Below are 20721 nucleotides of genomic sequence, written 5' to 3'. Positions count from 1 at the left end.
GGCGTGTCGCAGGCTCGGGTTGGGCACGGGTCCCCGGGGGGGGGGGGTGACCCCGGCTTTCGCTTGGTGGCATCACCGACGCAATCGCGGGTGAACCCGCTCCCACAAGGTCCGCCTTGTGCCTTGTCGGCTCCGGTATTCAGCTATGGCGTCCGTCGCTTCAGGACGCCGCCGCCAGCCGAACCTCGATCAGGCTCGCCAGCGCCGCCGTCTCGAACGGCTTGCGCAGTACATCCTCGCCCAGCAACGGCTCGGCCCCGGCGAAGCCGGTGATGAAGATCACCGGCAACCCCGGGGCCTTTTCACGCACCGCATCGGCCAACTGCCGGCCGGTGACGCCACCGCGCAAGCCGAAGTCGGTGACCATCAGGTCGACATGGGCACCCGTGTTGAGGATGCGCTGCGCCGCCGCCGCGGTATCCGCTTCCAGCACCCGATAGCCCAGGTCGCGCAACTGGTCGGCGAGCAGGGCGCGTACCTCGTGTTCATCCTCCACCAGCAATAGTGTCTTGCCGTTGCTGACGGGGGCCTGGGGTTGCAGGTCGGCGGCCTCCAGCAGCGGCAGGCAGAGCCGTACGGTGGTGCCTTTGTCGACCTGGGTATCGATCTGCACCAGCCCGCCCGACTGGCGCATGAAGCCATAGATCTGGCTAAGCCCCAGCCCCGTGCCCTGGCCCGCCGGCTTGGTGGTGAAGAACGGCTCGAAGGCGCGGGCGAGGACGTCCGGGCGCATGCCGGTGCCGGTGTCGCTCACCGCCACGACGGCGTAGCGGCCAGGCTGCAGGTCGTCGAAGTCCGCCAGGTCGTCACGTTGCAGCAGGCGTTCCTCGGTGCTGATGGTCAGCCAGCCGCCATCGGGCATGGCATCGCGCGCATTGATGCACAGGTTGAGCAGGGCGCTTTCCATCTGCCCCGGGTCGCACAGCACCTGCCAGCGACCCTCCGCCAGCTCCAGCTCGACCTGCACCGCCGGGCCCACCGTGCTGCGGATCATGTCTTCCATGCCCCGGGCGATCTGGTCCATGCTCACCGGCCGCGGCGCCAGGGTCTGCAGGCGCGAGAACGCCAGCAGGCGCTGGGTCAGGGCCCCGGCGCGGTTGGCGGCCTTCAGCGCTGCGTCGAGGTAGTCGATGGCTTCCGGGCCCCGGCCCTGGGTCACCCGGGTGCGGACCAGGCCTAGGGCGCTCATCAGGCCCTGGAGCATGTTGTTGAAGTCGTGGGCGATGCCGCCGGTCAATTGGCCGACGGCCTTGAGTTTTTCGCTCTGGCGCAGGCGTTCCTCGGCCAGCTGGCGCTCGGCGGTCTCGCGGTTCAGGTGGTCCAGGGCGTCCTGCAGTTCGGCGGTGCGCTCACCGACCCGGGCTTCCAGCTCCTGGCCGGCCCGGGCGCGCTCGATGGCCACCCAGGTGCGTTCGGCGACATCGTTGAGCAGCGTGGTTTCTTCCGCCGTCCACAGTCGCGGGACGGCGCTCTGCATGACCAGGATCGACCTCAGGCAACCACCCTTCATCAGGCCGACGCCCAGTGCGGCGATCACCTGCAGCTCCGCCAGCGCGGCACGTTCGGCCGGGCTGCAGCGCGGGTCGTGCTGCGAGTCGCTGAAGTTCAACACCTCGCCGCGGCGATAGGTGTCCATCATCCAGTCGCCGTACACGGAGCTTTCGTACCAGCCCGGGGTCAGCGGCACGATATCGTTTTCGTAGTTGCCGGGGATGCTCACCCGGGCGTCGTCGACCTCGGCGTAGAACACCCGGTTGACCCCGAGGTACTCGCCGAGCAGGTGCGCCGCCGCCTGTTTCAGCGCGCGGGGATCGTCCAGCGGGCGCAGGGTGTCGGAGAGCTTGAGCAGGAAGGCCTGGCGTCGTGCGCTTTCGCGCTGCTCGGTGATGTCCGCGGCCATGCCGAACCATTCGCTGATCTCGCCGTCGGCGCCGAACACCGGCACCGCCCGGGAAAAGGTCCAGCCGATACTGCCGTCGGCGCGGCGCACGCGGTGTTCCAGCTCGAACACCTTGCGCGCGGCGATGGCCTTGTCGATGGCGGCGAGCACCCAGGCGCGGTCTTCCGCCAGCAGGTAGTCGTCGAGCCAGCGGATGCTCGGCACCCGGGTATCGGCGACGAAGCCACGCCCGGTGAGCTGGCGCATTTCCTTCCAGTCGGGACTCATGCTGTAGACCACGTCCGAGCTGGCGGCGACCAGGGCCTGCAAGCGCGCCTCGTTGTGCTGCAGGCGGGCATGGGCCTCGTCGCGCTCACGCTCGGCGCGCTCGGCCCGCACCCGTCCGGTGGCTTCCAGGGTGACGTTGAGCAGCCCGGCCACCGCACCGGACTCGTCGCGCAGCGGCGAGTAGGAGAAGCTCCACCAGGTATCTTCCGGGAAGCCACGGCGGGTCATGACCAGGGGCAGCTCCTCGAACCTGATCGTCTCGCCGGCGTAGACCTGATCCACAAGCGGCGCGATGTCGTCCCAGATTTCCGGCCAGGCCTCGCAAAAACGCGCGCCCAGCGCCTGCGGATGGCGCTGGCCGAGCATGGGCGCGTAGGCATCGTTGTACAGCATGACCTGCTCCGGCCCCCAGACGATCTGCATGGCGTGGCCGGACGAAAGCATCAGCTCGATGGCGATCTTGCGGCTCTGCGGCCAGTGTTCGATGGGGCCGAGCGCGGTCGTCGCCCAGTCATGCTCGCGGATCAGGTCGGCCATCCGTCCCTGGGCCAGGGGCCACTTGCTGTTTGCCATTGTCGCCATACCTTGGTGAAAGCTGTTTTGCGGGAACGCTGGAATCAATTTGCCAGTGTCTCAATGGGAGGGCAGGGCGGCCCATTGGTTCACTGGTGGCAGCAACGGCTTCAACCCTGTCGCTGCGTCGCCAGCGCCTGCGGGTTGGCGACGTTCTGCGGCGACCCGGCGACAAACGCCAGCAGGTTGTCGAAGGCATCGCCGAAATACAGCTCGTAGCCGTTCTTCTCGACGTAGCCCAGGTGTGGGGTACACAGCGCCCGAGGGTGGCGGAGCAGCGGATCGGCCAGGTCGAGCAGCGGTTCCTGCTCGTACACGTCCACCGCGGCGAACCCCGGCCGCCCCGCGTCGAGGGCGCGAAGCAGGGCCCCCGGGGCGATCAGTTCGGCGCGGCTGACGTTGACCAGCAGGGCATCGGGCTTCATCCGCGCCAGGTCGGCGAAGGTGACGGCATGGCGGGTTCGCTCGGAGAGGCGCAGGTTGAGGCTGAGAATGTCCGCTTCGGCAAAGAACGCCTCCCGCGAGGCGGCGGCACGATGGCCGTCCGCCGTGGCTGCGGCGCGGCTGGCCTCGCTGCCCCAGACCAGCACCGGCAGATCGAAGGCCTGGGCGTAGCGCGCCAGGCGCTGACCGATCTTGCCGTAGCCCCAGATGCCCAGGGTCTGTCCGGCGAGGGCCTGCCCCAGGTTGACCTGCCAGCGGCCCTCGCGGAAGGCGTCGATGGCCGGCACCAGCTGGCGGCGGGCGTTGAGGATCAGGGTCCAGGCCAGCTCGGCCGGGGCGACCGGCGAGCCGCGGCCTTCGGTGACGACGATGCCGCGGGCACTGCAGGCGTCCAGGTCGAGATGGCCGGACACCTTGCCGGTCTGGCTGATCAGCCTGAGCCTGGGCAGGCGATCGAGCAGGGCCGCGTCGATGCGCGTGCGTTCGCGGGTCAGCACCAGGGCTTCGGCGTCGGCGAAGCGCTCGGCCAGTTGCTCCAGCGAGGCGGGCTGGACGTCGTGCAGCACCGTCACCTCGTGCCCGGCCAGGCGGGCGAAGCAATCGAGGCTGCGGATCACGTGCTGGTAGTCGTCGGGGATGACAATGTGCATGGTGGCGGGGTCCGGAGGGGCGGGAGGGTCGACGATACCATCGCCCGGGCCGCAGCGCGGCCCCGACAGCAGCAATCCTGGCAAGGACGAAGGCTCCGCTCCCCCGGGTACGGCAGGCCGGTCAAGGCCAGTCGACGACCACGGCCTGGGGATCGCCTTTCTGCATTTCGGCCCATTGTGTCCTGGCCTGCGCCTCGGTCTTGAAGCAGAACGCAAAGGCGTTCTGCTTCTTGCCGCCGGGGCCGGTGCCTTCGGCGCTGCAGATGACGGCGCCGGGTTGGCAGATGGTGCTGTTCAGCGTGAGCTCGCCCCAGACGCCGGGTTGGGTCTGGCGGACCTTGGCGATATAGCTCCTGAGCGCCGAGGCAATGTCGTTGGCGGCGCCGGGAACCTGCTTGACCGGACTGACCGTCGAGCCATAGGTATGCTGGGTGCCGACCACCGCGTTGCAATAGCGCGCATCGGCCAGCGTCGGGCTGACGGGTGGTGGCGTGTTGACCGGTGCGCTGGCGAGCGCGACCGCCGCAGCCGGCCTGTCCGGAATGGCCAGCGCCACCTCACGGCTGGCACGGTTGCGCCAGACCGTGAGACTGGCCTGGTAGCCGGCGCGCAGTTTCCCGGTGATGGCGAGGAAATCGTCGGGGCTGTCGACCACCTGGCCGGACACGTCGAGGATCACATCCATCGCCTTGAGACCGGCGTTGGCGGCGGCACTGCCCGGGGCCACGTCGACCACCCAGGCGCCCTCGTTGTTCGCCAGGCCCAGGGCCTTGACCAGTTCAGGGCCAGGGCGCTGCAGGGTCAGGCCGAGGTCGCGGGCGCTGGACGTTGCAGCCGGGGCGGAGGGAGCAATGACTGTCGTTGTCGGTTGAGCCTGGGCAACCACGGCATTGCCGCTCAGGCATCCTTGCTCGTTGCGCACCTGCTGGATCGCGTCGAGCTGCCAGCCGTGCACCTTGGCCATGTGGGCATCCCCGGAGGCGGCGGTCTTGCGCTGGATGTCCGCCATGTAGCCATGACTGCTGGCGAGTTCCTCGCAGCTCTTGCCGCGCCAGGTCGCGGGGGTGATGCCCACGCTTTCGGGGGTCTGCAGGCTTTCGCTGGCGGAGGTGATCATGGGCGAGAACACCGCATGGGCTGCTTGCGCCACGCAACCGCCCAGCAGGCCGCCCGCCATCATCAGCGTGCCCAGGCGCAACGCGATTCCCAGTGATCCACCCATCGCCACGATGCTCCCTTCGATCCTGTCCGATTGCCCCGCGATTTCGAGGGGCGTCAATGGGCGGCTAAGCTAAATCAGCTAAAGGCATTACGCCATATCGATTTTCTGGCGCCTGCAAAATGGCCGGATCAGGCTGTTGCGAGGTGATGGTAAGTGCGCAGGGCAATTCCGCTGCCGCCCTCTATGCTGGACAACCAGAGCTGAGACATGATGTCAGTTTGCCCTGGGGAGGGTCGCCAACATGAAACCGTTCAATTCCATGGACGCCGTCTTTACTGCCACACGCACGGTCGCGCTGGGTTCCACCTTCGCCCTGCTGGGCGGCTGCATACTGGACCCGATTTCCATCATCACCGACCCGATCATGTATGCCGCCGATGCCGCAGGGCCGAGCGAGGCCGATTACGCGGCCCAGCACGAGGCGGAAATGAAGACCGTCTTCATCAACCAGTACCGCGGCGAGACCTGCGACAAGATCACCGCCTTCTGGCCCGAGCGCGTCGAGTCCGTGACCCGCGATCCGAAGAGCTGGGGCGGGCGGACGGCGCTGGAAGCGGCGCAGCAGGTCATCGGCGAGAAGGGCTGCGCCATCCCGCAGGCGCTGACATCTGCCACGCCGGCAGCCTCCAGCCCGGCGCCGGTGGAGCGTGACCCGGCGAGCTTTGCCGCGGTGCTGGCCAAGCCTTCCCCTGGGTGGGGCACTGTTTCCTCGACGGGTTTGCCGCAGACCGGGTTGTCGGGCTGGATCGCCCAGGAAACGCCCGCGCGCTACCAGAACCGTTCCTGTGACTACCTCAACCAGGCCTTGGTCTACGCTCGCGCGATGGAAGACACCACGACCCCGGAAATCCAGGCCTGGGGTGCGTACAAGCGCGTGGCCGTGCGCAAGATCTTCGACAACCGCGACTGCCCCGCCTGGGATGGCAATGGCGTGGGCCGCACGGGTGCCTCCGTCAGCGGCATGGACCCGGTCAAGGCGCGACGGCTGAACATGCCGGAGCAGGGGGTTTCGGTGGAGAAAGTGTTGCCGGGTGGCAACGCCGAGCGGGCGGGGCTGAAGTTCGCCGACGTGGTAGTGGCGGTGAACGGGGCGCCGGTGACGGATGCCGAGGAGTATCTGGTGGCCGTCGGCAACATGCCCACGGGTGCGACCGCGCAGTTGAAGGTCTGGCGAGGCAACGGCTTTATCGACGTGCCCGTGCTGGTCGGCCCGCGCAAGCCTTCCACGGTCCCTGCGCGTAGCGCCGCCAGCGCGAAACCGGCGGCGACCCCGGGGCTGCTGGACATGCAGCTGGCGACACTGACCCCCGACTACGCCAAGGCAGTGGGCCTGCCGGCGGCCAAGGGCGCCTGGGTGGTGGAAACCAGCAAGGGCGGGCAGGCCGATCGCGCGGGTTTCAAGGCGCTGGACGTGATCCTCGAAGTGTCCGGCCAGGAGATCGCCTCGCCTGACGACTTCACCGCGGTCGCCGCGAAGACCCGCAAGGGCTACAACGCTTCCGTGGTGGTGTGGCGGAGCCAGGCGCGCAAGGAGCTGAAGCTGGTGCTCAATGGTGACTAACTGGCTGTCGCGCAGAGAACAGGTCTAGAGAGCGACGCAGACCTTGTGGGAGCGGGTTTACCCGCGATGACTCCGGTGAGTTCACTATCGTAATCGCGGCGGTCCGGCGTCCCGGTCAACCCGCTCCCACAAGTCCCTGCTGAGTCAATGAGTTATGCGGTGTTCCATGAGCTGCAGGCATTTATCTCACGCCGGTACCTGCTCCCCGGACCACGCCTCGAATGCCGCCCGCATCCTTTGCCACGTCACCTCGTCCGCAGGAATCAGATGCTCGATCCGCATCGATTCCACGCTGATGTCGAGCGGCATGCCGAACGTGGTGAAGGTGGACAGGAACCTCAGTTCACCGCCCGGGGTATTCACCCGGGTCAGCAGGACAGGCGTGGCCTCCGCCTTTTCATCCCCGGGTTCAGGCGCCGGCAGTTCCCGCAGCAGATCGCTCAGGTACGGGTTGCCCGCCGCTTCGCGAGACGCCCGCTGCCAGGCCGCCGCGCGGACTTCCCGGGCATTGACGATATGACTGCCCAGCCCGTCCGGGTGCATCAGGGTCTGCAGCAGGTTGAGGTTCATGCCCTCGCTCGCCGGCACGCCGACCATGGCCAGCAGCAGTCCCACGCTGGTGTTGCTGGCGGTGATGTCCCAGTTGCGGTCGATGACGATTGCCGGCGCCGGATTGTTCGCCTGGAGAATATGGCCGATGGCGTTGTGCACCATGTCCAGTGCCGGCGCATCCAGCGGCGAGATGGCGTAGCGGGGCGCATAGCCGGCCGCGAGGAAGACTTCGTTGCCGTGCTCCAGCGGCGCGCCGAGGGCCGAGAGCAGGGCATGCAGGGTGCCGGGACCGGGCTTGGCACGGCCGGTCTCCACGCAGCTCAGGTGGCGCTGGGAAATACCGGTCATCAGCGCCAGGTCGAGCTGGCTCAGGCCGGCCTGCCGACGCAGCTGGCGCAGGTGCTGGCCGGCGGGGAGTGTCGAGGCGGGATGGGCGTGGTGGAAGGGTGGCGGGTTCATGGGGCGACTCTGTCCGTCCTTGTGTGCGGTGTCCATGACCTCCCAGGTCATTGAGAGGCGAGCCAGCCTATCACTACCTTTGCCGGGACACACTAACCGGAGACACCCCCATGGTTCGCCTCATCGCGCTGGCAATACTGGTACCACTCACCTTCTACACCGCCTGGACGATCGCCACCGCCGAGCAGTCGCTGCTGGCCTTCGGCCTGGAGCTGATCTCCAGCCCCGACACCGCCCAGCTGGTCATCGACCTGTACCTGATGGCCGGCCTGGCCGGTTTCTGGATGGTCCGGGACAACCGCCAGCGCGGCGGCTCGACCCGGGCGCTGGTGCCTTATCTGTTGCTGACGGCCCTGTTCGTCTCGCTGGGGCCGCTGCTGTACCTGGCGGTTCGTGGCGTGGCGCAGGGGCAGCGGGCGTGAGCGACAGCCTTGCGGTCTACGCCCTGTGCGTGGTGGTCCTGTTCGCCAAGATGCTAGCGGTGTCCTGTTACCAGGGCTACTTCCGCCTGCGCCTCAAGGCCTTCGTCAATCCGGAGGACGCCGCCGTGTTCCAGCGGCGTGCGATGGCGACCGAGCACCCGGAGGTGATACGGGCCTCGAAGGTCTGGGCCAACGACCTGGAGAACATCCCGGTGTTCTTCGCCCTCGGCGCGCTGGCGGTCGCCCTCGATGTGCCGGCGGCCTGGTGCATGGCGTCATGCGTGCTGTTCACCCTGGCGCGGATCCTTCACACGCTGGCCTACCTCGCCCGCTGGCAGCCGTGGCGGACGCTGTTCTACGGTGTCGGGACGGCATGCCTGCTGGGGATTGGCGTGATTATCACGGTTGCTGCGCTGGAGATGCTGGAGCGGCATTGACGCCCTCCAGCGTGGCAAAGGAAATGTCCTTGGCCGTGAGCAGGAAGTCACTCATGTACGGCACCTCCAGCATGTCGCTGCGTACCGCCGCGTACAGCGTGGCCTGCAGGCCGTCCTGGCCCAGGCGCCTGGCAATCACGTAGCCGCGGGCGGTGTATTCGTGCAATGCCCAGTTCGGCAGGCAGCAGACGCCACGGCCGCTGGCCACCAGTTGCATCATCATCACCGTCATTTCGGCGGTGCGTACCTGGGCCGGCTCGACGTCGGCCGGGTCGAGGAAGCGGGTGAAGATGTCCAGGCGATCGCGCTCGATCGGGTAGGTGATCAGGGTCTGGCCGGCGAGGTCGGCCGGTTCCAGGCACGGCTTCCTGCGCAGGGCATGGTGCTTGTCGAGGGCGAGCATGGCCTCGTAGCCGAACAGCGGCACGTAGGTGATGCCGGGCAGGGGCAGCGGGTCGGAGGTCACCACCAGGTCGAGGTCGCCGCGCTCCAGGGCCGGCAGCGGCGCGAACGCCAGGCCCGAGGCGAGGTCCAGTTCCACCTCCGGCCAGGCGCTGCGGAATTCGTCCAGCGAGGGCATCAGCCACTGGTAGCAGCTGTGGCACTCGATCGCGATGTGCAGGCGGTCGGCGCTGCCGCCCAGCAGCTTGCTCAGGTTGCGCTCGGTGGTGCGGATCAGCGGCAGCACCTGGTCGGCCAGTTGCAGCAGCTTGAGGCCGGCGGTGGTGAAACGCACCGGCCGGGACTTGCGCACGAACACCGGCAAGCCGAGGCGATGTTCCAGTTCGCGGAACTGATGCGACAGCGCCGACTGGGTCAGGTGCAGGCGCTCGGCGGCCTCGGGCAGGCTGTTGGTTTCGCGCAGGGCATGGAGCGTGCGCAGGTGTCTCAAGTCGATCATGAGCGGACGTCGACCCCCGTCGAACAATACGCGGGAGAGACGCACGGACAGGCATCGGCATGCCCCGCGCAGGCACGGGACAAGCACCCTGGACAGGGCAAAGGATGGCCATCCCGGACACCCCGCCGGTTGGTGAATGTTTGCCGGCAGGTCTCCTGACTGATGCGTCATGGCCCGGCTCCAGCCTTCCCGGACTCTGTCCAGTGGCGTTTCAGGAGCGGGCTCGGCACCTACAGTTGCGGGGGCAGTTCCGTTTGGCTCGCGTGCTGGCGAGCGACGGATTCCCTATTAATTCCGAGGTGGAAACCGGCGGGCGGCATGGTAGACCATCGGGCCGGGCAGGGAAAGGTTGCCATGCCGGGCTGGTGGTGAGGGACAGATTTCGTTACGTTACGACCGCATGTCACGCAAGGAAGCCCCTCCATGTTCAGCCAATGCTGGCGCTACACCCTGGCAGGTTGCCTGCTTTCACCGCTCTGCGCCGCCGATGGATTCCACATCGATCCTCAGGCCGACAGCTTCTACCAGCAGGCCGTCCCGTATCTGCAGAAGGCCAACAGCAAGTTCGAGGCCGTGACGGCGATCACGCCAGGGACCAGCGCGGAGGAAAAGCGGCGATCCCTGGATAGCGCCGCTGAAGCCGGTGAGACGCTCAAGCCGGCGATACCCTTGCTTGAGCAGGCAGCGGCCCTCGATCACCCTGTCGCCCAGTACCGCCTCGGACTGATCTACGTGCTGTTGGAACCGAACGACGTGACACGGGAAAAAGCCTGTTCCCTGTTCGAGCGCAGCCTGGGCCGCGGCTTCGCTCCGCCGGCACTGGAGATCGCCTCCTTCTGCCCGGCCTACACCGACACACCCGAGTACAAGTTGGCGCTGCAGGTCGTTGAGACCAGCATGCCCCGGTACGAGCGCTACTTCCCGCAGCCTGCCAGCTTGCTCGAATGCAAGCGTGAAACGCCTCCAGGCCTGGGCATGCAGTGGGGCAGCAGTCGTGACTTCCAGGCCGAGATCTACCGGTTGCAGGGCGATGGCAATCGCGCCCGACGCGCCGAGTACTACCGCAAGGCCCTCGATCTCAACGACTGCTACAAGGCGAAGAAACGGCTGGCGATCATGGCCAGTTGATCCTCCACGCCGTCTCGGATGCGCTAATTTCGATCCAGTATCGAACCCGGGCCGGCCTGGCCTGTCGAAGGCCGCATTCTCACAGACCGAATAGGAAACTCATGACAAGGATGGTTGCACTACTCGCCCTGCTGGGCACCCTGGCGTCGACAGCGGCACTGGCCGCCTCCGATTGCCCTGTTCCCCAAGGCATGCAGGCCTCCGTCGACCTGGCCAAGCAAGCACTCCGGGCCCGGGAGGCGGGGGTGACCAAGCGCGACCTGCTCACCTATGCGCCGCCCGTGTCCGACGTGCAGATGCCCGAGGTATTCAAGGCGATTGTCGATGAGGTCTACGATTTCCCGCCTCTGCGTCCCGAGGTGTATGCCGCCTACCGCTTCGAGCATTGCTTCGTATCGCAGCAACACGGGGAGCAACTGGCCAGTCTGAAGTTCGCCGATGTCTATCCGCTGTTGAAGCAGTGCGAGCAGGTCGATCCGGAAGGTGCGCGGCCACCGTGCGCGATGCGTGCGTTGCACAAGGTGACCGGTATTCCGGAATGAGGTTTCAGGCCGTGTCGCCGGTCCCCCGCAGCAGGTCGGCGCTGGCGCTGCCCGGTTCGTCATGTAGCGAAATCCGCGAGGTCTCCGGCAATGCCAGCCCACCCAGCAGCGCCACCAGCGCAATCACCACCAGGTAGAACGCCGGCGCCAGGCTGCTGCCGCTGAGGCCGATCAACCAGGTCGCCATCAGCGGCGCGGTGCCGCCGAACAGGGTGTAAGCGACGTTATAGGTCATCGCCGAGGCGGTGTAGCGGGTGCGGGTCGGGAATACTTCGGAGAGCAGGGCGGCGGTGACCACCCCGGACATCACCGCGCCCACCGCCAGCAGGATGACCCCGCACACCGCGGCCGGCACGCTGCCGGAGCTGGCCAGCCAGTACGCCGGGAAGACCATGAGGATCACCCACAGGCAGGTCACGCCGATGGTCCGCCGGCGTCCGAAGCGATCGGCGAAGGCACCTGCCGCCGGGCAGGCGCCGGCGGCGAACAGCAGGGCGATGGTCGACACCATGAGCGCCTGCGCCCGGCTCAGGTGGCCGACCACCTGCAGGTAGGTGGCGAAGTAGGTGGTGAACATGTAGAACGACAGCGCCGTCAGGGAAATGAACGCGCCCAGGCGCAGCATCACGCCTTTCTGCTGGGCCAGGGTCTCGCGCAGCGGTGAATGGGCGTGCTCCTTCTGCTCGGCCATGGCCAGGCGGAACGCCGGCGTTTCCTCCATCCGCCAGCGCAGGTACAGGCCGACCACACCCAGCGGTGCCGCCACCAGGAACGGCACGCGCCAGCCCCACTGGGCCATGGCCTCGGGCGCCAGGCTGGCCTCCAGCAGATAGGCGATCACCGCCGCGCTGGCGAACGCCGAGAAGGTCGACACCGGCAGGAAGCTGCCATACCAGCCGCGACGGTGATTCGGCGCATGCTCCATCAGGTAGGCGCAGGCCCCGGCGTACTCGCCGCCGGCGGAGAAGCCCTGGACGCAGCGGGTCAAGGTCAGCAGCACCGGTGCCAGCAGGCCGATGCTGGCGTAGGTCGGCAGCAGGCCGATCACCGTGGTGGCGCCGGCCATCATCAGCACGGTGATCGACAGCACGCGCTTGCGTCCCAGCCGGTCGCCCATCGCCCCGAACACGATCCCGCCCAGCGGGCGCAGGGCGAAGGCCACGGCGAATACGGCGAAGGTCTGCAGCAGGGCGGCGTTGGGGTCGTCGCTGGCGAAGAACTGCCTGGCGATGATGGTGGCGAGGAAGCCGTAGACGGCGAAGTCGAACCATTCGACGAAGTTGCCCACGGCCGCTGCCGCAGTCACTTTGCGCAAGGTGGCGGGGGATACGGTGATCGTTTCACTCATGACCGGTGCTCTCCTGGATTGTTCTTCCGGCAAAGGATGGGCAGTGGATGAAGTGCTGCGGGATGCGGTCTTGTAGGTTTCGCGCACGATGGAATGCACACCTGCCGGCCGGCAAGGTGCGTGTCTCGTTCAGGATGGTGGGGGTCGTATCGGGTGTGGATCGAAGGTGGCCCAGCCTTGCTCCCGGGCCTGGGCGCTCACTCCGATGAGCAATCGCAGCGCTGCCGATCGTTCAGCGCTGCACTGTCGTCATGCATGAAGGTAGGGTGCCAGGTCACGCCGTGCCTGATCCTCAAGCAAGCCTACCGTGACTTCGATACCCGCCTGCCGAAGCAGCGCAATGCCGGCCCCGGCATTGCGTGGATCAGGATCGATCAGCGCGACATGCACGCGCTTTACGCGGTTGGCTACCAGGGCCAGGGCACAGGACGGCGTCCGCCCCGCGAACGAGCAGGGCTCCAGCGTCACGTAGGCCGTCAGCCCCTCTTGCTCCGCCGGCAGTTGCGCCAACGCCATCGCTTCGGCGTGATGCTGGCCGGGTGGCTGCGTGTAGCCGCTGGCGACAACGACCCCATCGCGCACGAGGACGCAGCCCACGGGGGGATTGGGTCGGCAATCGGGGAGGGCGCGCCGGCCCTGTTCCAGGGCCAGGCTCATCAGGTGCCGGTCCGCATCGGTGAAAGCGTGCTGTTTGCTGGTAGGCGTCATACCCAAGGTCCTTGCGAGTGAAATCAGTGTTTCGGGAAACTGCGCGCTCGATCACTAGTGTGGTGTTTTGCAAATACGGCCAATAAGTCGCGAGTGATTTTTGCGCTCAGGCAAGGCGGCGCGACGAGTCGTAGCCCAGCTACGGCGAGGAGCGACAACGCAGCATGAGCGCAAAAAGCGCCGCGAGTTATGGTCGTTATTTGTGAAACACCACACTAGGGTGTCGGCAGCCCCAACCGATGCGCCTCCTTGCTCACGCTCAGCTTCTCGCCGTCGAGCGTCGGTCGATGACCGAGCAGCACGGTCGCTTTCTCCAGGCTGTCGTCCGCCGGCACCAGCAGCACCCGCAGGCTGTCCGGATCGATCACTCCCCAGTTCGACAGGTCGAAGCAGCCGCTGCCTGCGCAGATGGCCTGGTAGACGATGCGCGGCCGGTTTTCGCTATCGGTGTCGCAGGTGGCGCCCACGTAGTCGATGCTGCCGTAGCGCAGGACGGTCGAACGCGATCCGTTGTCCACCCGCAGGATCACGTCCGCCCCCTCGGTGGAACGCAGGCTGGTGTCGATGCTGAAGTCGACGACGGCTCCCGCGCACTCGAATGACTCCCAGGCGAATGCCGGCTGGGCAACGAGGGCGGCAAGGAGGGAGAGGGTGGCAATCCGTGGCATGGTGATGGCTCAGGTGTCGGGAGCGCGGATGCTAGCAGGTGACGAAGCCGGTTTGTATTGGGGGCGGACCTTGTGGCCAAGGGAGGCCTGTGGGAGTCCGCCCAGCCTTTCAGGCTGCGCTGTCGCGCAGAGAACAGGTCTAAAGAGCAACGTGGACCCTGTGGGAGCGGGTTCACCCGCGATTGCGTCGGTGAATTCACCATTGCAATCGCGGCGTTCCGGTAGAGCCGCTCCCATAGACGTAGAGCCGAGTTCCCGACCCAGAGAATCACCAGTTGTACGTCACACTCCCGTACAGCGTTCGCTGCTGCCCATACTGGCAACCCATGGTGCTGTAGCATCCCGCCACGTACTTCTCGTCCAGCAGGTTGGTCGCGTTCAGCGCCAGCTCCACGCCATCGAGTGACGCATCCAGCTTGCCCAGCTCATAGGCCACCAAGGCGTCGACCACGACATAGCTGTCGACCTTGAAGCTGTTGTCCAGGTCGCCGAAGGTACTGCCGACATAACGGGCACCGCCACCCAGGCGCAGGCCTTCCAGCGGACCGCCCTGGACCCGGTAGTCGGCCCAGGCCGAAGCCATGTGCTCTGGAATCCGGAACGGTGTGTTGCCTTTCCTGCCGAGGTCCGACCGGGTCACTTCGACATCGTTCCAGGTGTAGGTGCCGATCAGGTTGAGGCCGCTGGTGACTTCGCTCCGGGCTTCCAGCTCCACACCTTGCGAACGTACCTCGCCGTCCTGGCGCGAGGAGCCGCCGACGTTCTCGGTGGCGTTCTGCTTGGTCAGGTCGAACACGGCCAGGGTGTACAGGCTGTTGGCGCCCGGCGGCTCGTACTTCAGGCCGACTTCGTACTGTTTGCCGACCTCCGGCTGCAACTGCGCGTTGCTGGCGGTCACGCCCATCACCGGCAGGAACGATTCGCTATAGCTGGCGTACGGCGCCAGGCCATTGTCGAACAGGTAGACGATGCCGGCGCGGCCGCTGAACTTCTCGTCCTTCTGGGTCTGCGGCGTACGGTCGTCCTTCTGGTTGCTGGCCCAGTCGTAGCGACCGCCGAGAAGGAACACCCACTGGCCGATCTTCAACTGGTCCTGCAGGTACAGGCCGGTCTGCGACAGCTTCTGCTCGTAGTCGGCAGCACTGACGGGGACCGTGTCCAGCGGCTGGCCATAGACCGGTTTGAAGACATCGAAGCTTTGCAGGATGAAGTCGAGGGACTGGGCCTGGTCGAACTTGCCGTTGTTGTAGTCGACGCCGGTCAGCAGGGTGTGCTCCACCGCGCCGGTGGCGAAGTTGGCCTGCACCTGGGTGTCCAGGGTGAACAGGCGGCCGTCGCCCTTGCGTTGGTCGCTGTAGCGTGAGTACTGGTCGCCCGCAGGGCCGAACAGGGCGATTTCCGCGCTGGACTGGCGGTAGTCGCTGTAGCGTACGTTCTGGCGCAGGGTCCAGACCTCGTCGAGGTGGCGTTCGAACACATAGCCCAGGGAGGTCTTTTCGTTGGTCATGTAGTCGTGGGCGCTGTCGCCGACGTAGGTGTCGCGATCCAGGCGGCCACGGGGATCATGGAATACGGTGCCCTGGGCCGGCAGCGGGTTGGCGAAGTTGCCGGTCTGCTTCTGGTACTCGGCCAGCACGGTCAGCTCGGTGTCCGCATCGGGCCGGAAGCTGATCGCCGGGGCCAGGTATTCGCGGCGGTTGGTGATGTGCTCGGCCTGGGCGTCGGCTTCGCGGAACAGGCCGGTGAGGCGATAGCTCCAGCGACCTTCCTCGTCGAGGGCGTCGCCGAAATCGAAGGCGACCTGGCGATAGTCGTGGTTGCCCGCCTGCAGCTGGATCTCGTGCAGCGGCTCGGTGGTCGGGCGCTTGCTCACCAGGTTGATCTGGCCGCCGGGGTCGGACGCGCCATACAGCACCGAGCTGGCACCACGCAGCACCTCGACCCGTTCCAGCCCGTAGGGTTCGGGCGCGTCCCAGCCGAGGAACTCGGGCAGGAAGGTGCGGGTGCCATCGCGCAGCATGCGCCCGGTGCCTTGCTGGAAGCCGCGTATGGTCATCTGGTCGGTGACGAACTGCGGGCCGGCCAGCTCGGTGTTGATGCCGGGGGTGTAGCGCAGGGCCTGGGACACGGTCTTGGGTTGCTGGGCCTTGATCTGCTCGCGGGTCACCACCGACACCGAGTAGGGCGTCTCGATGATCGGTGTGTCGGTCTTGCTTCCCGCCGAGGCGCGCTTGGCCACGTAGCCGTCGTCAGGGCTGACCGAACTGTAGGCCTGGCCGGCGATGCTGGTGCTGGGCAGGGCGATCGCAGCGTCTTCGCGCTTGCCCTGCAGGGTCACGTGGTTGCCGTCGAGCTGGTAGGCGATGCCGGTGCCCTGAAGCATTTGGCGCAGCGCCTGCTCTGGCTCCATCTGGCCGCTGACGCCGTGGCTGCGCAGGCCCGAGACAGTGTCCTGGCTGTAGATGATCTGCAGCGCGGTCTGGGTGCCCAGGTCGGCCAGGGCCGACGCCAGGGTCTTGGCGGGGATGTCGACCGATACCGGTTCGGCCTGGGCGGGCAGGGCGATGGCGAGACCGAAAGCTGCGGCGGCAATGGCGCGGCGCAGGCCCTGGGCCGTTGGCGTGAAGGGAAGGGCGCTCATGATGCTCCTGGTGATTCTGCTTTTATGTTGGCGTGACTGCCCCGCTGACAGAGGATGTCCGGGGGCTTGCCTGATCGACGAATGAAGGCGGAATTTGTTCAGCGAAAGGGGCGGGTACCGTCAGCGCGGCGAAACGCGGATCACACCGTCATCCCGACGCAACGTCACCGGCAGGATCTGCGGCAACGCCGACACCAGTCGGTCCAGCTCGGTGGTGTCGTAGATTCCACCCACACGCAGCTCGCCGACACCGTCGCCATCCAGTTGCAGGGGCGCATCGAGGTAGCGATTGATCAACGGCAGCGCCTCGCGCAGGCTGACGTCATCCAGCATCAGCTTGCCGTTGCGCCAGGCCGTGGCCCGTGCCGGATCCACCCGGCGCAGTTGCGCCAGCCGGCCATTGCGCATTTCGGCCTGCAGGCCGGCGGTGAGCTCGGCGCCCTGGTTGCGGCCCTCGCCACCGTCGCCATGGGACACCAGCACCGCGCCTTCGGACACGGTGACAGTGGTCTGCGTCGGGGCGGTCCAGACGTTGAAGTGGGTGCCGGTGACGCGCACGCTGGCGTTGTCGGCACTGATCAGGAATGGCTTGTCGAGGTCGCGCTGGACGTCGAAGAAGGCTTCGCCATCGCGCAGGTATACCTGGCGCTGCTGGCGGTAGCCCAGGTAGAGCAAGCCGGTGCGCTGGTTCAGTTCGACCCGGCTGAGGTCCGGCAACTGCACCTGGCGCCGCTGCCCCTCGGCGGCGAAGTAGCGCACTTCGCCCGGCAGCACGCCCCAGGCCCAGCCCGCGCTCCAGGCTCCGCCCAGCGCCAGTACCACCACCGCAGCCCGCGCCAGCAGCGGCAGGGCCCGGCGCCGGGCCGTGCGGGTGGAGAGTGTCGGCAACTGCTCGCTCACCTGCCATATCCGGCACATGTTCGCGTACTCGGCGGCATGTGCCGGATCGGCATGGTACCAACGCAGGAATTCGGCCCGATCGGCGTCGCTGCATTCCTCGAAATGCAGGCGCACGCACCAGTCGGCGGCCATTTCGCTCGGCGTTTTCTCGGGCAGGGAAGGGTTGGGCATCGGGCAGGACACGACGGAATTTGCGCAAGCTTACTCCATCTGCTTTTTCCTGGGGGTGGCAATTCGAAACCGAGAGACTTGTTGCAAATAGTTCTTATCAATACTAGATTCTGCGGCCGTGCCCACGGCCTTCACGTGCAGATCAGGTGCCTCATGCAAAAAACCGGTGCAGCCCGCGGTGGTTCCCCCTTGCTAGAGGTGTTCTCCGCCCAGCGCTCGCGCCTGGTCGGGCTGGCGGCGAAGATCATCGGCTGCCGCAGTCGCGCCGAAGACATCGTCCACGACGCCTTCATGAAGGTCGACACGGTAGCGCGTAGCGAGCAGATCCATTCCCAGGCGTCGTACCTCAACCGCGTGGTACGCAACCTGTCGATCGACGACTACCGGCGCCGCCAGTTCGAGGACAACCTGATCAGCCAGGAAAGCGACTGCGACGAAGCTTCGACCCTCGCCGGCGGGACCCCGGAAGCCCTGATCGCCGACCAGCAGATCCTCGAACGCATCGCCGTGGCCCTGGCCGACCTGCCCGAGCGGACCCGCCGCGCGTTCGAGATGAGCCGGATCCACGGCATGAAGCAGAACGAGATCGCCAAGGCCCTCGGCGTGTCGCCGGCGCTGGTCAGCACGATGATCCGCGATGCCTTGCTGCACTGCCGCGACAAGGCAATCTGAAACCGCTCTAGCGCTGCAAGGTCGCCATGTCGATCACGAAACGGTACTTCACATCCCCGGCAATCATCCGCTCATAGGCCTGGTTGATATTGCGGATATCGAGCATCTCGATATCGCAGCGGATGTCGCGTTCGGCACAGAAATCCAGGACTTCCTGGGTCTCGGCGATGCCGCCGATCAGCGAGCCGGCGACCACCCGGCGCTTGAGCACCAGTTCGGTGGCATCCAGCGCCGGTTCGATGGGCTCGATCAGGCCCACCAGGATGTGCACGCCGTTGAACTTCAGGGTGCGCAGGTAAGGATTGAGGTCGTGCTGCACCGGGATGGTGTCCAGCAGGAAGTCGAAGCGGTCTGCCGCAGCCGCCATCTGTTGCGAGTCGGTGGACACGATCACATGGTCCGCGCCCTGGGCCCGCGCTTCCTCGGCCTTGCTCGCCGAGCGGGTGAACAGCGTGACCTCGGCGCCGAGGGCCTTGGCCAGCTTGATGCCCATGTGGCCGAGGCCACCCATGCCGAGGACGCCGACCTTGTGGCCCGGGCCGACGCCGTGATGACGCAGCGGCGACCAGGTGGTGATGCCGGCGCAGAGGATCGGCGCGGCGCTGGGCAGGTCCATGCCGTCGGGGATGCGCACGACGAAGTCCTCGCTGACCACGATGCGGTCGGAGTAGCCGCCCAGGGTGTAGCTGCCGTCGATGCGGTCCGGGGTGGTGTAGGTCATGGTCGGGCCTTCCAGGCAGTACTGCTCCAGGTTGGCGCGGCAGGCCTCGCAACTGCGGCAGGAGTCGACCATGCAGCCGACGCCCACCAGGTCGCCCGGTTGATACTTGCCGGCGTTGCTGCCCACCGCGCTGACCCGGCCGATGATTTCGTGGCCCGGCATCAGCGGGAACACGGCGATGCCCCACTCGTTGCGTGCCTGGTGGATATCGGAGTGGCAGACGCCGCAGTAGAGGATGTCGATGACCACGTCGTCGGCGCGCGGGGCGCGGCGTTCGAAGTGCATCGGGGCGAGGGGGGAGGTGGCCGATTGCGCGGCGTAGCCAATGGCTTTGTACATCGGGGTGTCTCACTACGGTTTGCGAAGGCGGCGCACTTTACGCAGGGCAGGGCGGGATGCCGATGGGCATTCCTCCGTTTGTCATGCCTATTCCTCCGCCCGTGCCCTCGGGGCTACTGCGTCGGCATGGAAATCTGGGATCATGCGCCGCCCTGTTCAGCAGCGATCCGCCCCATGTCCGACCTCGAAGCCCTCTGCCAATTGATCCGGCCCCTGGCCAGCCGTCCCGGCTTCGTCGGGACGCGCCTGCCGGGCGTGGAGGTGTTGTCCTGGTCGCACTATGTGGCCAGCAGCCCGCAGATCTACGAGCCGAGCATCATGGTCCTGGCCCAGGGCAGCAAGCTGGCGCGCCTTGGCGAGCGCACCCTGGACTATGGCGCCGGGCAGTACCTGCTGCAGGCGCTGTCGGTACCGTTCATGTGCGAGACCTTCGCCAGCGAAGCAGAGCCGCTGTATGGCGTCGCCATTGGCCTGGACCCGCTGGTGCTCGGTGAAATGACCCAGCACATGGCGCCGCTGCCTGTCGGCATGCTGCGGGCGCAGACCCCGGAATCCATGAGTTCCGCGCCGCTGGATGCGCCGATGCGCGAGGCGGTGGTGCGGTTGCTGCAGTGCCTGCAGGACGACGAAGAGGCGCGGGTGCTGGGGGCGGCGCGAATGCGCGAGGTCTATTACGCGGCGCTCAAGGGGCCGCAGGCCGGGGCGTTGCGGGCCCTGGTGGAACAGCAGGGTGCCTTCGCCCGGATCGGCGCTTCGCTGGCCTACCTGCGCGACCACTACGATCAGCCGCTGAGCATCGAACAACTGGCGGGGCAGGCGAACATGAGTGCTTCGGCATTCCACGAGCATTTCAAGCGCACCACCTTGCTGTCGCCGATCCAGTACCTGAAGCGGCTCAGGTTGCTGAAGGCGCAGCAGATGCTGATCGGCGAAGGATTGGGTGTGGCGCAGGTGGCGCACCGGGTGGGGTATCAGAGCAGTTCGCAGTTCAGTCGCGAGTACAAGCGGCAGTTTGCGCGCAGTCCGGGGGAGGAGTTTGGGGTGTCGGTACGAGGGTAGTCTCAGGCGGATCTTTTTGTCTGGTACGCGCGGATCCTGTGGGAGCGGCTTTAGCCGCGATTGGGCGCGAAGCGGCCATAAAACCTGTGCCCTCGGTGTGTCAGGCAGACTTGGGACTCAGGTTTTACGACGGCTGCGCCGCCGATCGCAGCTGAAGCAGCTCCCACAAGTACGCGGCGCCCTGTCCTTGGATGTGTAGATGCCAATGCAGCGATGAGGCCGGAATGAACAACAAATCAGTCAGCTGTCCTGCTGTTCCTCTGCCACCGATTCCGCTTCCAGCTCCAGCTTCGCCCGCTCGGCCTTGCTGATGTACCTGGGCTTGCTCTTCGGCGCCAGCTTGGCGCTGGCCTTCTTGGCGTGGGCCTTGAGCAACTGGTTGATCTTCTTGCGGCGGTTCATGGTTTTTGCCCGGTGCAGTGCGTGACGGCCGCCA

Annotated in this window: 19 protein-coding genes and 1 riboswitch; of the genes, 7 read left to right on the top strand and 12 right to left on the bottom strand. The window is 66.6% G+C overall.

Annotated features, from left to right (window positions below; translation table 11 throughout):
- Positions 1-160: 160 nt before the first annotated feature.
- From V0R59_RS25485 to V0R59_RS25475, 3 genes are all read right to left on the bottom strand, one after another.
- Positions 161-2740, bottom strand: a complete 2580-nt coding sequence (locus V0R59_RS25485) for a PAS domain-containing protein (protein WP_330077469.1) — start codon at positions 2738-2740, stop codon at positions 161-163.
- Between the two features lie 110 nt (positions 2741-2850).
- Complete coding sequence (locus V0R59_RS25480) at positions 2851-3834, bottom strand: D-2-hydroxyacid dehydrogenase family protein (protein WP_330077468.1); 984 nt, start codon at positions 3832-3834, stop codon at positions 2851-2853.
- A gap of 121 nt (positions 3835-3955) precedes the next feature.
- The gene (locus V0R59_RS25475) at positions 3956-5056 is read right to left on the bottom strand and encodes a S1C family serine protease (RefSeq protein ID WP_330077467.1); all 1101 of its coding nucleotides are present in this window, start codon (positions 5054-5056) and stop codon (positions 3956-3958) included.
- Positions 5057-5297: 241 nt separating this feature from the next.
- Here V0R59_RS25475 and V0R59_RS25470 point away from each other — a divergent pair, with 241 nt between their 5' ends.
- A complete protein-coding gene (locus V0R59_RS25470; protein ID WP_330077466.1) occupies positions 5298-6617 on the top strand; it encodes a PDZ domain-containing protein in 1320 nt (439 codons plus the stop codon).
- A gap of 186 nt (positions 6618-6803) precedes the next feature.
- On the opposite strand, the gene V0R59_RS25465 is transcribed toward V0R59_RS25470, so the two are convergent.
- Entirely contained in the window at positions 6804-7628 is an 825-nt protein-coding gene (locus tag V0R59_RS25465) for a helix-turn-helix domain-containing protein (RefSeq protein ID WP_330077465.1), read from the bottom strand.
- Positions 7629-7738: 110 nt separating this feature from the next.
- Here V0R59_RS25465 and V0R59_RS25460 point away from each other — a divergent pair, with 110 nt between their 5' ends.
- Together V0R59_RS25460 and V0R59_RS25455 are read left to right on the top strand one after the other, a co-directional pair.
- On the top strand, positions 7739-8050 hold the full coding sequence (locus V0R59_RS25460; protein WP_330077464.1) for a DUF2834 domain-containing protein: 312 nt from the start codon (positions 7739-7741) through the stop codon (positions 8048-8050).
- On the top strand, positions 8047-8487 hold the full coding sequence (locus V0R59_RS25455; protein WP_330077463.1) for an MAPEG family protein: 441 nt from the start codon (positions 8047-8049) through the stop codon (positions 8485-8487). Before V0R59_RS25460 ends, V0R59_RS25455 begins: the two co-directional genes overlap by 4 nt.
- On the opposite strand, the gene V0R59_RS25450 is transcribed toward V0R59_RS25455, so the two are convergent.
- Positions 8450-9388, bottom strand: coding sequence for a LysR family transcriptional regulator (locus V0R59_RS25450; RefSeq protein WP_330077462.1), 939 nt, complete (start codon positions 9386-9388; stop codon positions 8450-8452). The two genes, V0R59_RS25455 and V0R59_RS25450, sit on opposite strands and share 38 nt — an antisense overlap.
- A gap of 128 nt (positions 9389-9516) precedes the next feature.
- Positions 9517-9714: riboswitch (cobalamin riboswitch) on the bottom strand.
- Between the two features lie 97 nt (positions 9715-9811).
- Between V0R59_RS25450 and V0R59_RS25445 the strand changes: the two genes are divergently transcribed.
- Both V0R59_RS25445 and V0R59_RS25440 read left to right on the top strand, forming a co-directional pair.
- On the top strand, positions 9812-10516 hold the full coding sequence (locus tag V0R59_RS25445; RefSeq protein WP_330077461.1) for a hypothetical protein: 705 nt from the start codon (positions 9812-9814) through the stop codon (positions 10514-10516).
- 110 nt (positions 10517-10626) lie between these two features.
- The gene (locus tag V0R59_RS25440) at positions 10627-11058 is read left to right on the top strand and encodes a hypothetical protein (protein WP_330105845.1); all 432 of its coding nucleotides are present in this window, start codon (positions 10627-10629) and stop codon (positions 11056-11058) included.
- Between the two features lie 4 nt (positions 11059-11062).
- Here V0R59_RS25440 and V0R59_RS25435 read toward each other — a convergent pair whose 3' ends face one another.
- The 5 genes from V0R59_RS25435 to V0R59_RS25415 all read right to left on the bottom strand — a co-directional run bounded on the left by V0R59_RS25435 (position 11063) and on the right by V0R59_RS25415 (position 17494).
- A complete protein-coding gene (locus V0R59_RS25435) occupies positions 11063-12406 on the bottom strand; it encodes an MFS transporter (RefSeq protein WP_330077459.1) in 1344 nt (447 codons plus the stop codon).
- 249 nt (positions 12407-12655) lie between these two features.
- Positions 12656-13114 carry a bifunctional diaminohydroxyphosphoribosylaminopyrimidine deaminase/5-amino-6-(5-phosphoribosylamino)uracil reductase RibD gene (locus V0R59_RS25430; protein ID WP_330077458.1) on the bottom strand — a complete coding sequence of 153 codons (459 nt, stop codon included), beginning with the start codon at positions 13112-13114 and terminating at the stop codon, positions 12656-12658.
- Between the two features lie 215 nt (positions 13115-13329).
- The gene (locus V0R59_RS25425) at positions 13330-13782 is read right to left on the bottom strand and encodes a hypothetical protein (protein WP_330077457.1); all 453 of its coding nucleotides are present in this window, start codon (positions 13780-13782) and stop codon (positions 13330-13332) included.
- Between the two features lie 268 nt (positions 13783-14050).
- On the bottom strand, positions 14051-16423 hold the full coding sequence (locus V0R59_RS25420; RefSeq protein WP_330077456.1) for a TonB-dependent siderophore receptor: 2373 nt from the start codon (positions 16421-16423) through the stop codon (positions 14051-14053).
- Between the two features lie 120 nt (positions 16424-16543).
- On the bottom strand, positions 16544-17494 hold the full coding sequence (locus V0R59_RS25415; RefSeq protein ID WP_330077455.1) for a FecR family protein: 951 nt from the start codon (positions 17492-17494) through the stop codon (positions 16544-16546).
- Positions 17495-17647: 153 nt separating this feature from the next.
- On the opposite strand from V0R59_RS25415, the gene V0R59_RS25410 reads away from it, so the two are divergent.
- Positions 17648-18166 (top strand): RNA polymerase factor sigma-70, encoded by a 519-nt coding sequence (locus V0R59_RS25410; protein WP_330077454.1) that lies wholly within the window; start codon positions 17648-17650, stop codon positions 18164-18166.
- A 7-nt stretch (positions 18167-18173) separates the two neighbouring features.
- Here V0R59_RS25410 and V0R59_RS25405 read toward each other — a convergent pair whose 3' ends face one another.
- Positions 18174-19226 carry an NAD(P)-dependent alcohol dehydrogenase gene (locus V0R59_RS25405; protein ID WP_330077453.1) on the bottom strand — a complete coding sequence of 351 codons (1053 nt, stop codon included), beginning with the start codon at positions 19224-19226 and terminating at the stop codon, positions 18174-18176.
- A 174-nt stretch (positions 19227-19400) separates the two neighbouring features.
- Here V0R59_RS25405 and V0R59_RS25400 point away from each other — a divergent pair, with 174 nt between their 5' ends.
- Positions 19401-20285 carry an AraC family transcriptional regulator gene (locus V0R59_RS25400; protein WP_330077452.1) on the top strand — a complete coding sequence of 295 codons (885 nt, stop codon included), beginning with the start codon at positions 19401-19403 and terminating at the stop codon, positions 20283-20285.
- Positions 20286-20525: 240 nt separating this feature from the next.
- Here the strand turns inward: V0R59_RS25400 and V0R59_RS25395 are convergent, their stop codons facing one another.
- On the bottom strand, positions 20526-20687 hold the full coding sequence (locus tag V0R59_RS25395; RefSeq protein ID WP_330077451.1) for a DUF2986 domain-containing protein: 162 nt from the start codon (positions 20685-20687) through the stop codon (positions 20526-20528).
- Positions 20688-20721 lie beyond the last annotated feature (34 nt).

Origin of the sequence: Pseudomonas ulcerans, assembly GCF_036324125.1 — a bacterium.
Taxonomy (GTDB): Bacteria; Pseudomonadota; Gammaproteobacteria; order Pseudomonadales; family Pseudomonadaceae; genus Aquipseudomonas; species Aquipseudomonas ulcerans.
This window is presented reverse-complemented; position numbering and strand designations above follow the sequence as displayed.

Bases quoted from the DNA above. Each gene is read 5' to 3' on its own strand.
- V0R59_RS25405 (WP_330077453.1), bottom strand. From the start codon at position 19,226: ATGTACAAAGCCATTGGCTACGCCGCGCAATCGGCCACCTCCCCCCTC.
- V0R59_RS25445 (WP_330077461.1), top strand. From the start codon at position 9,812: ATGTTCAGCCAATGCTGGCGCTACACCCTGGCAGGTTGCCTGCTTTCA.
- V0R59_RS25465 (WP_330077465.1), bottom strand. From the start codon at position 7,628: ATGAACCCGCCACCCTTCCACCACGCCCATCCCGCCTCGACACTCCCC.
- V0R59_RS25395 (WP_330077451.1), bottom strand. From the start codon at position 20,687: ATGAACCGCCGCAAGAAGATCAACCAGTTGCTCAAGGCCCACGCCAAG.
- V0R59_RS25410 (WP_330077454.1), top strand. From the start codon at position 17,648: ATGCAAAAAACCGGTGCAGCCCGCGGTGGTTCCCCCTTGCTAGAGGTG.
- V0R59_RS25435 (WP_330077459.1), bottom strand. From the start codon at position 12,406: ATGAGTGAAACGATCACCGTATCCCCCGCCACCTTGCGCAAAGTGACT.
- V0R59_RS25400 (WP_330077452.1), top strand. From the start codon at position 19,401: ATGTCCGACCTCGAAGCCCTCTGCCAATTGATCCGGCCCCTGGCCAGC.
- V0R59_RS25440 (WP_330105845.1), top strand. From the start codon at position 10,627: ATGGTTGCACTACTCGCCCTGCTGGGCACCCTGGCGTCGACAGCGGCA.
- V0R59_RS25475 (WP_330077467.1), bottom strand. From the start codon at position 5,056: ATGGGTGGATCACTGGGAATCGCGTTGCGCCTGGGCACGCTGATGATG.
- V0R59_RS25420 (WP_330077456.1), bottom strand. From the start codon at position 16,423: ATGAGCGCCCTTCCCTTCACGCCAACGGCCCAGGGCCTGCGCCGCGCC.
- V0R59_RS25480 (WP_330077468.1), bottom strand. From the start codon at position 3,834: ATGCACATTGTCATCCCCGACGACTACCAGCACGTGATCCGCAGCCTC.
- V0R59_RS25470 (WP_330077466.1), top strand. From the start codon at position 5,298: ATGAAACCGTTCAATTCCATGGACGCCGTCTTTACTGCCACACGCACG.
- V0R59_RS25485 (WP_330077469.1), bottom strand. From the start codon at position 2,740: ATGGCAAACAGCAAGTGGCCCCTGGCCCAGGGACGGATGGCCGACCTG.
- V0R59_RS25430 (WP_330077458.1), bottom strand. From the start codon at position 13,114: ATGACGCCTACCAGCAAACAGCACGCTTTCACCGATGCGGACCGGCAC.
- V0R59_RS25425 (WP_330077457.1), bottom strand. From the start codon at position 13,782: ATGCCACGGATTGCCACCCTCTCCCTCCTTGCCGCCCTCGTTGCCCAG.
- V0R59_RS25460 (WP_330077464.1), top strand. From the start codon at position 7,739: ATGGTTCGCCTCATCGCGCTGGCAATACTGGTACCACTCACCTTCTAC.
- V0R59_RS25450 (WP_330077462.1), bottom strand. From the start codon at position 9,388: ATGATCGACTTGAGACACCTGCGCACGCTCCATGCCCTGCGCGAAACC.
- V0R59_RS25415 (WP_330077455.1), bottom strand. From the start codon at position 17,494: ATGCCCAACCCTTCCCTGCCCGAGAAAACGCCGAGCGAAATGGCCGCC.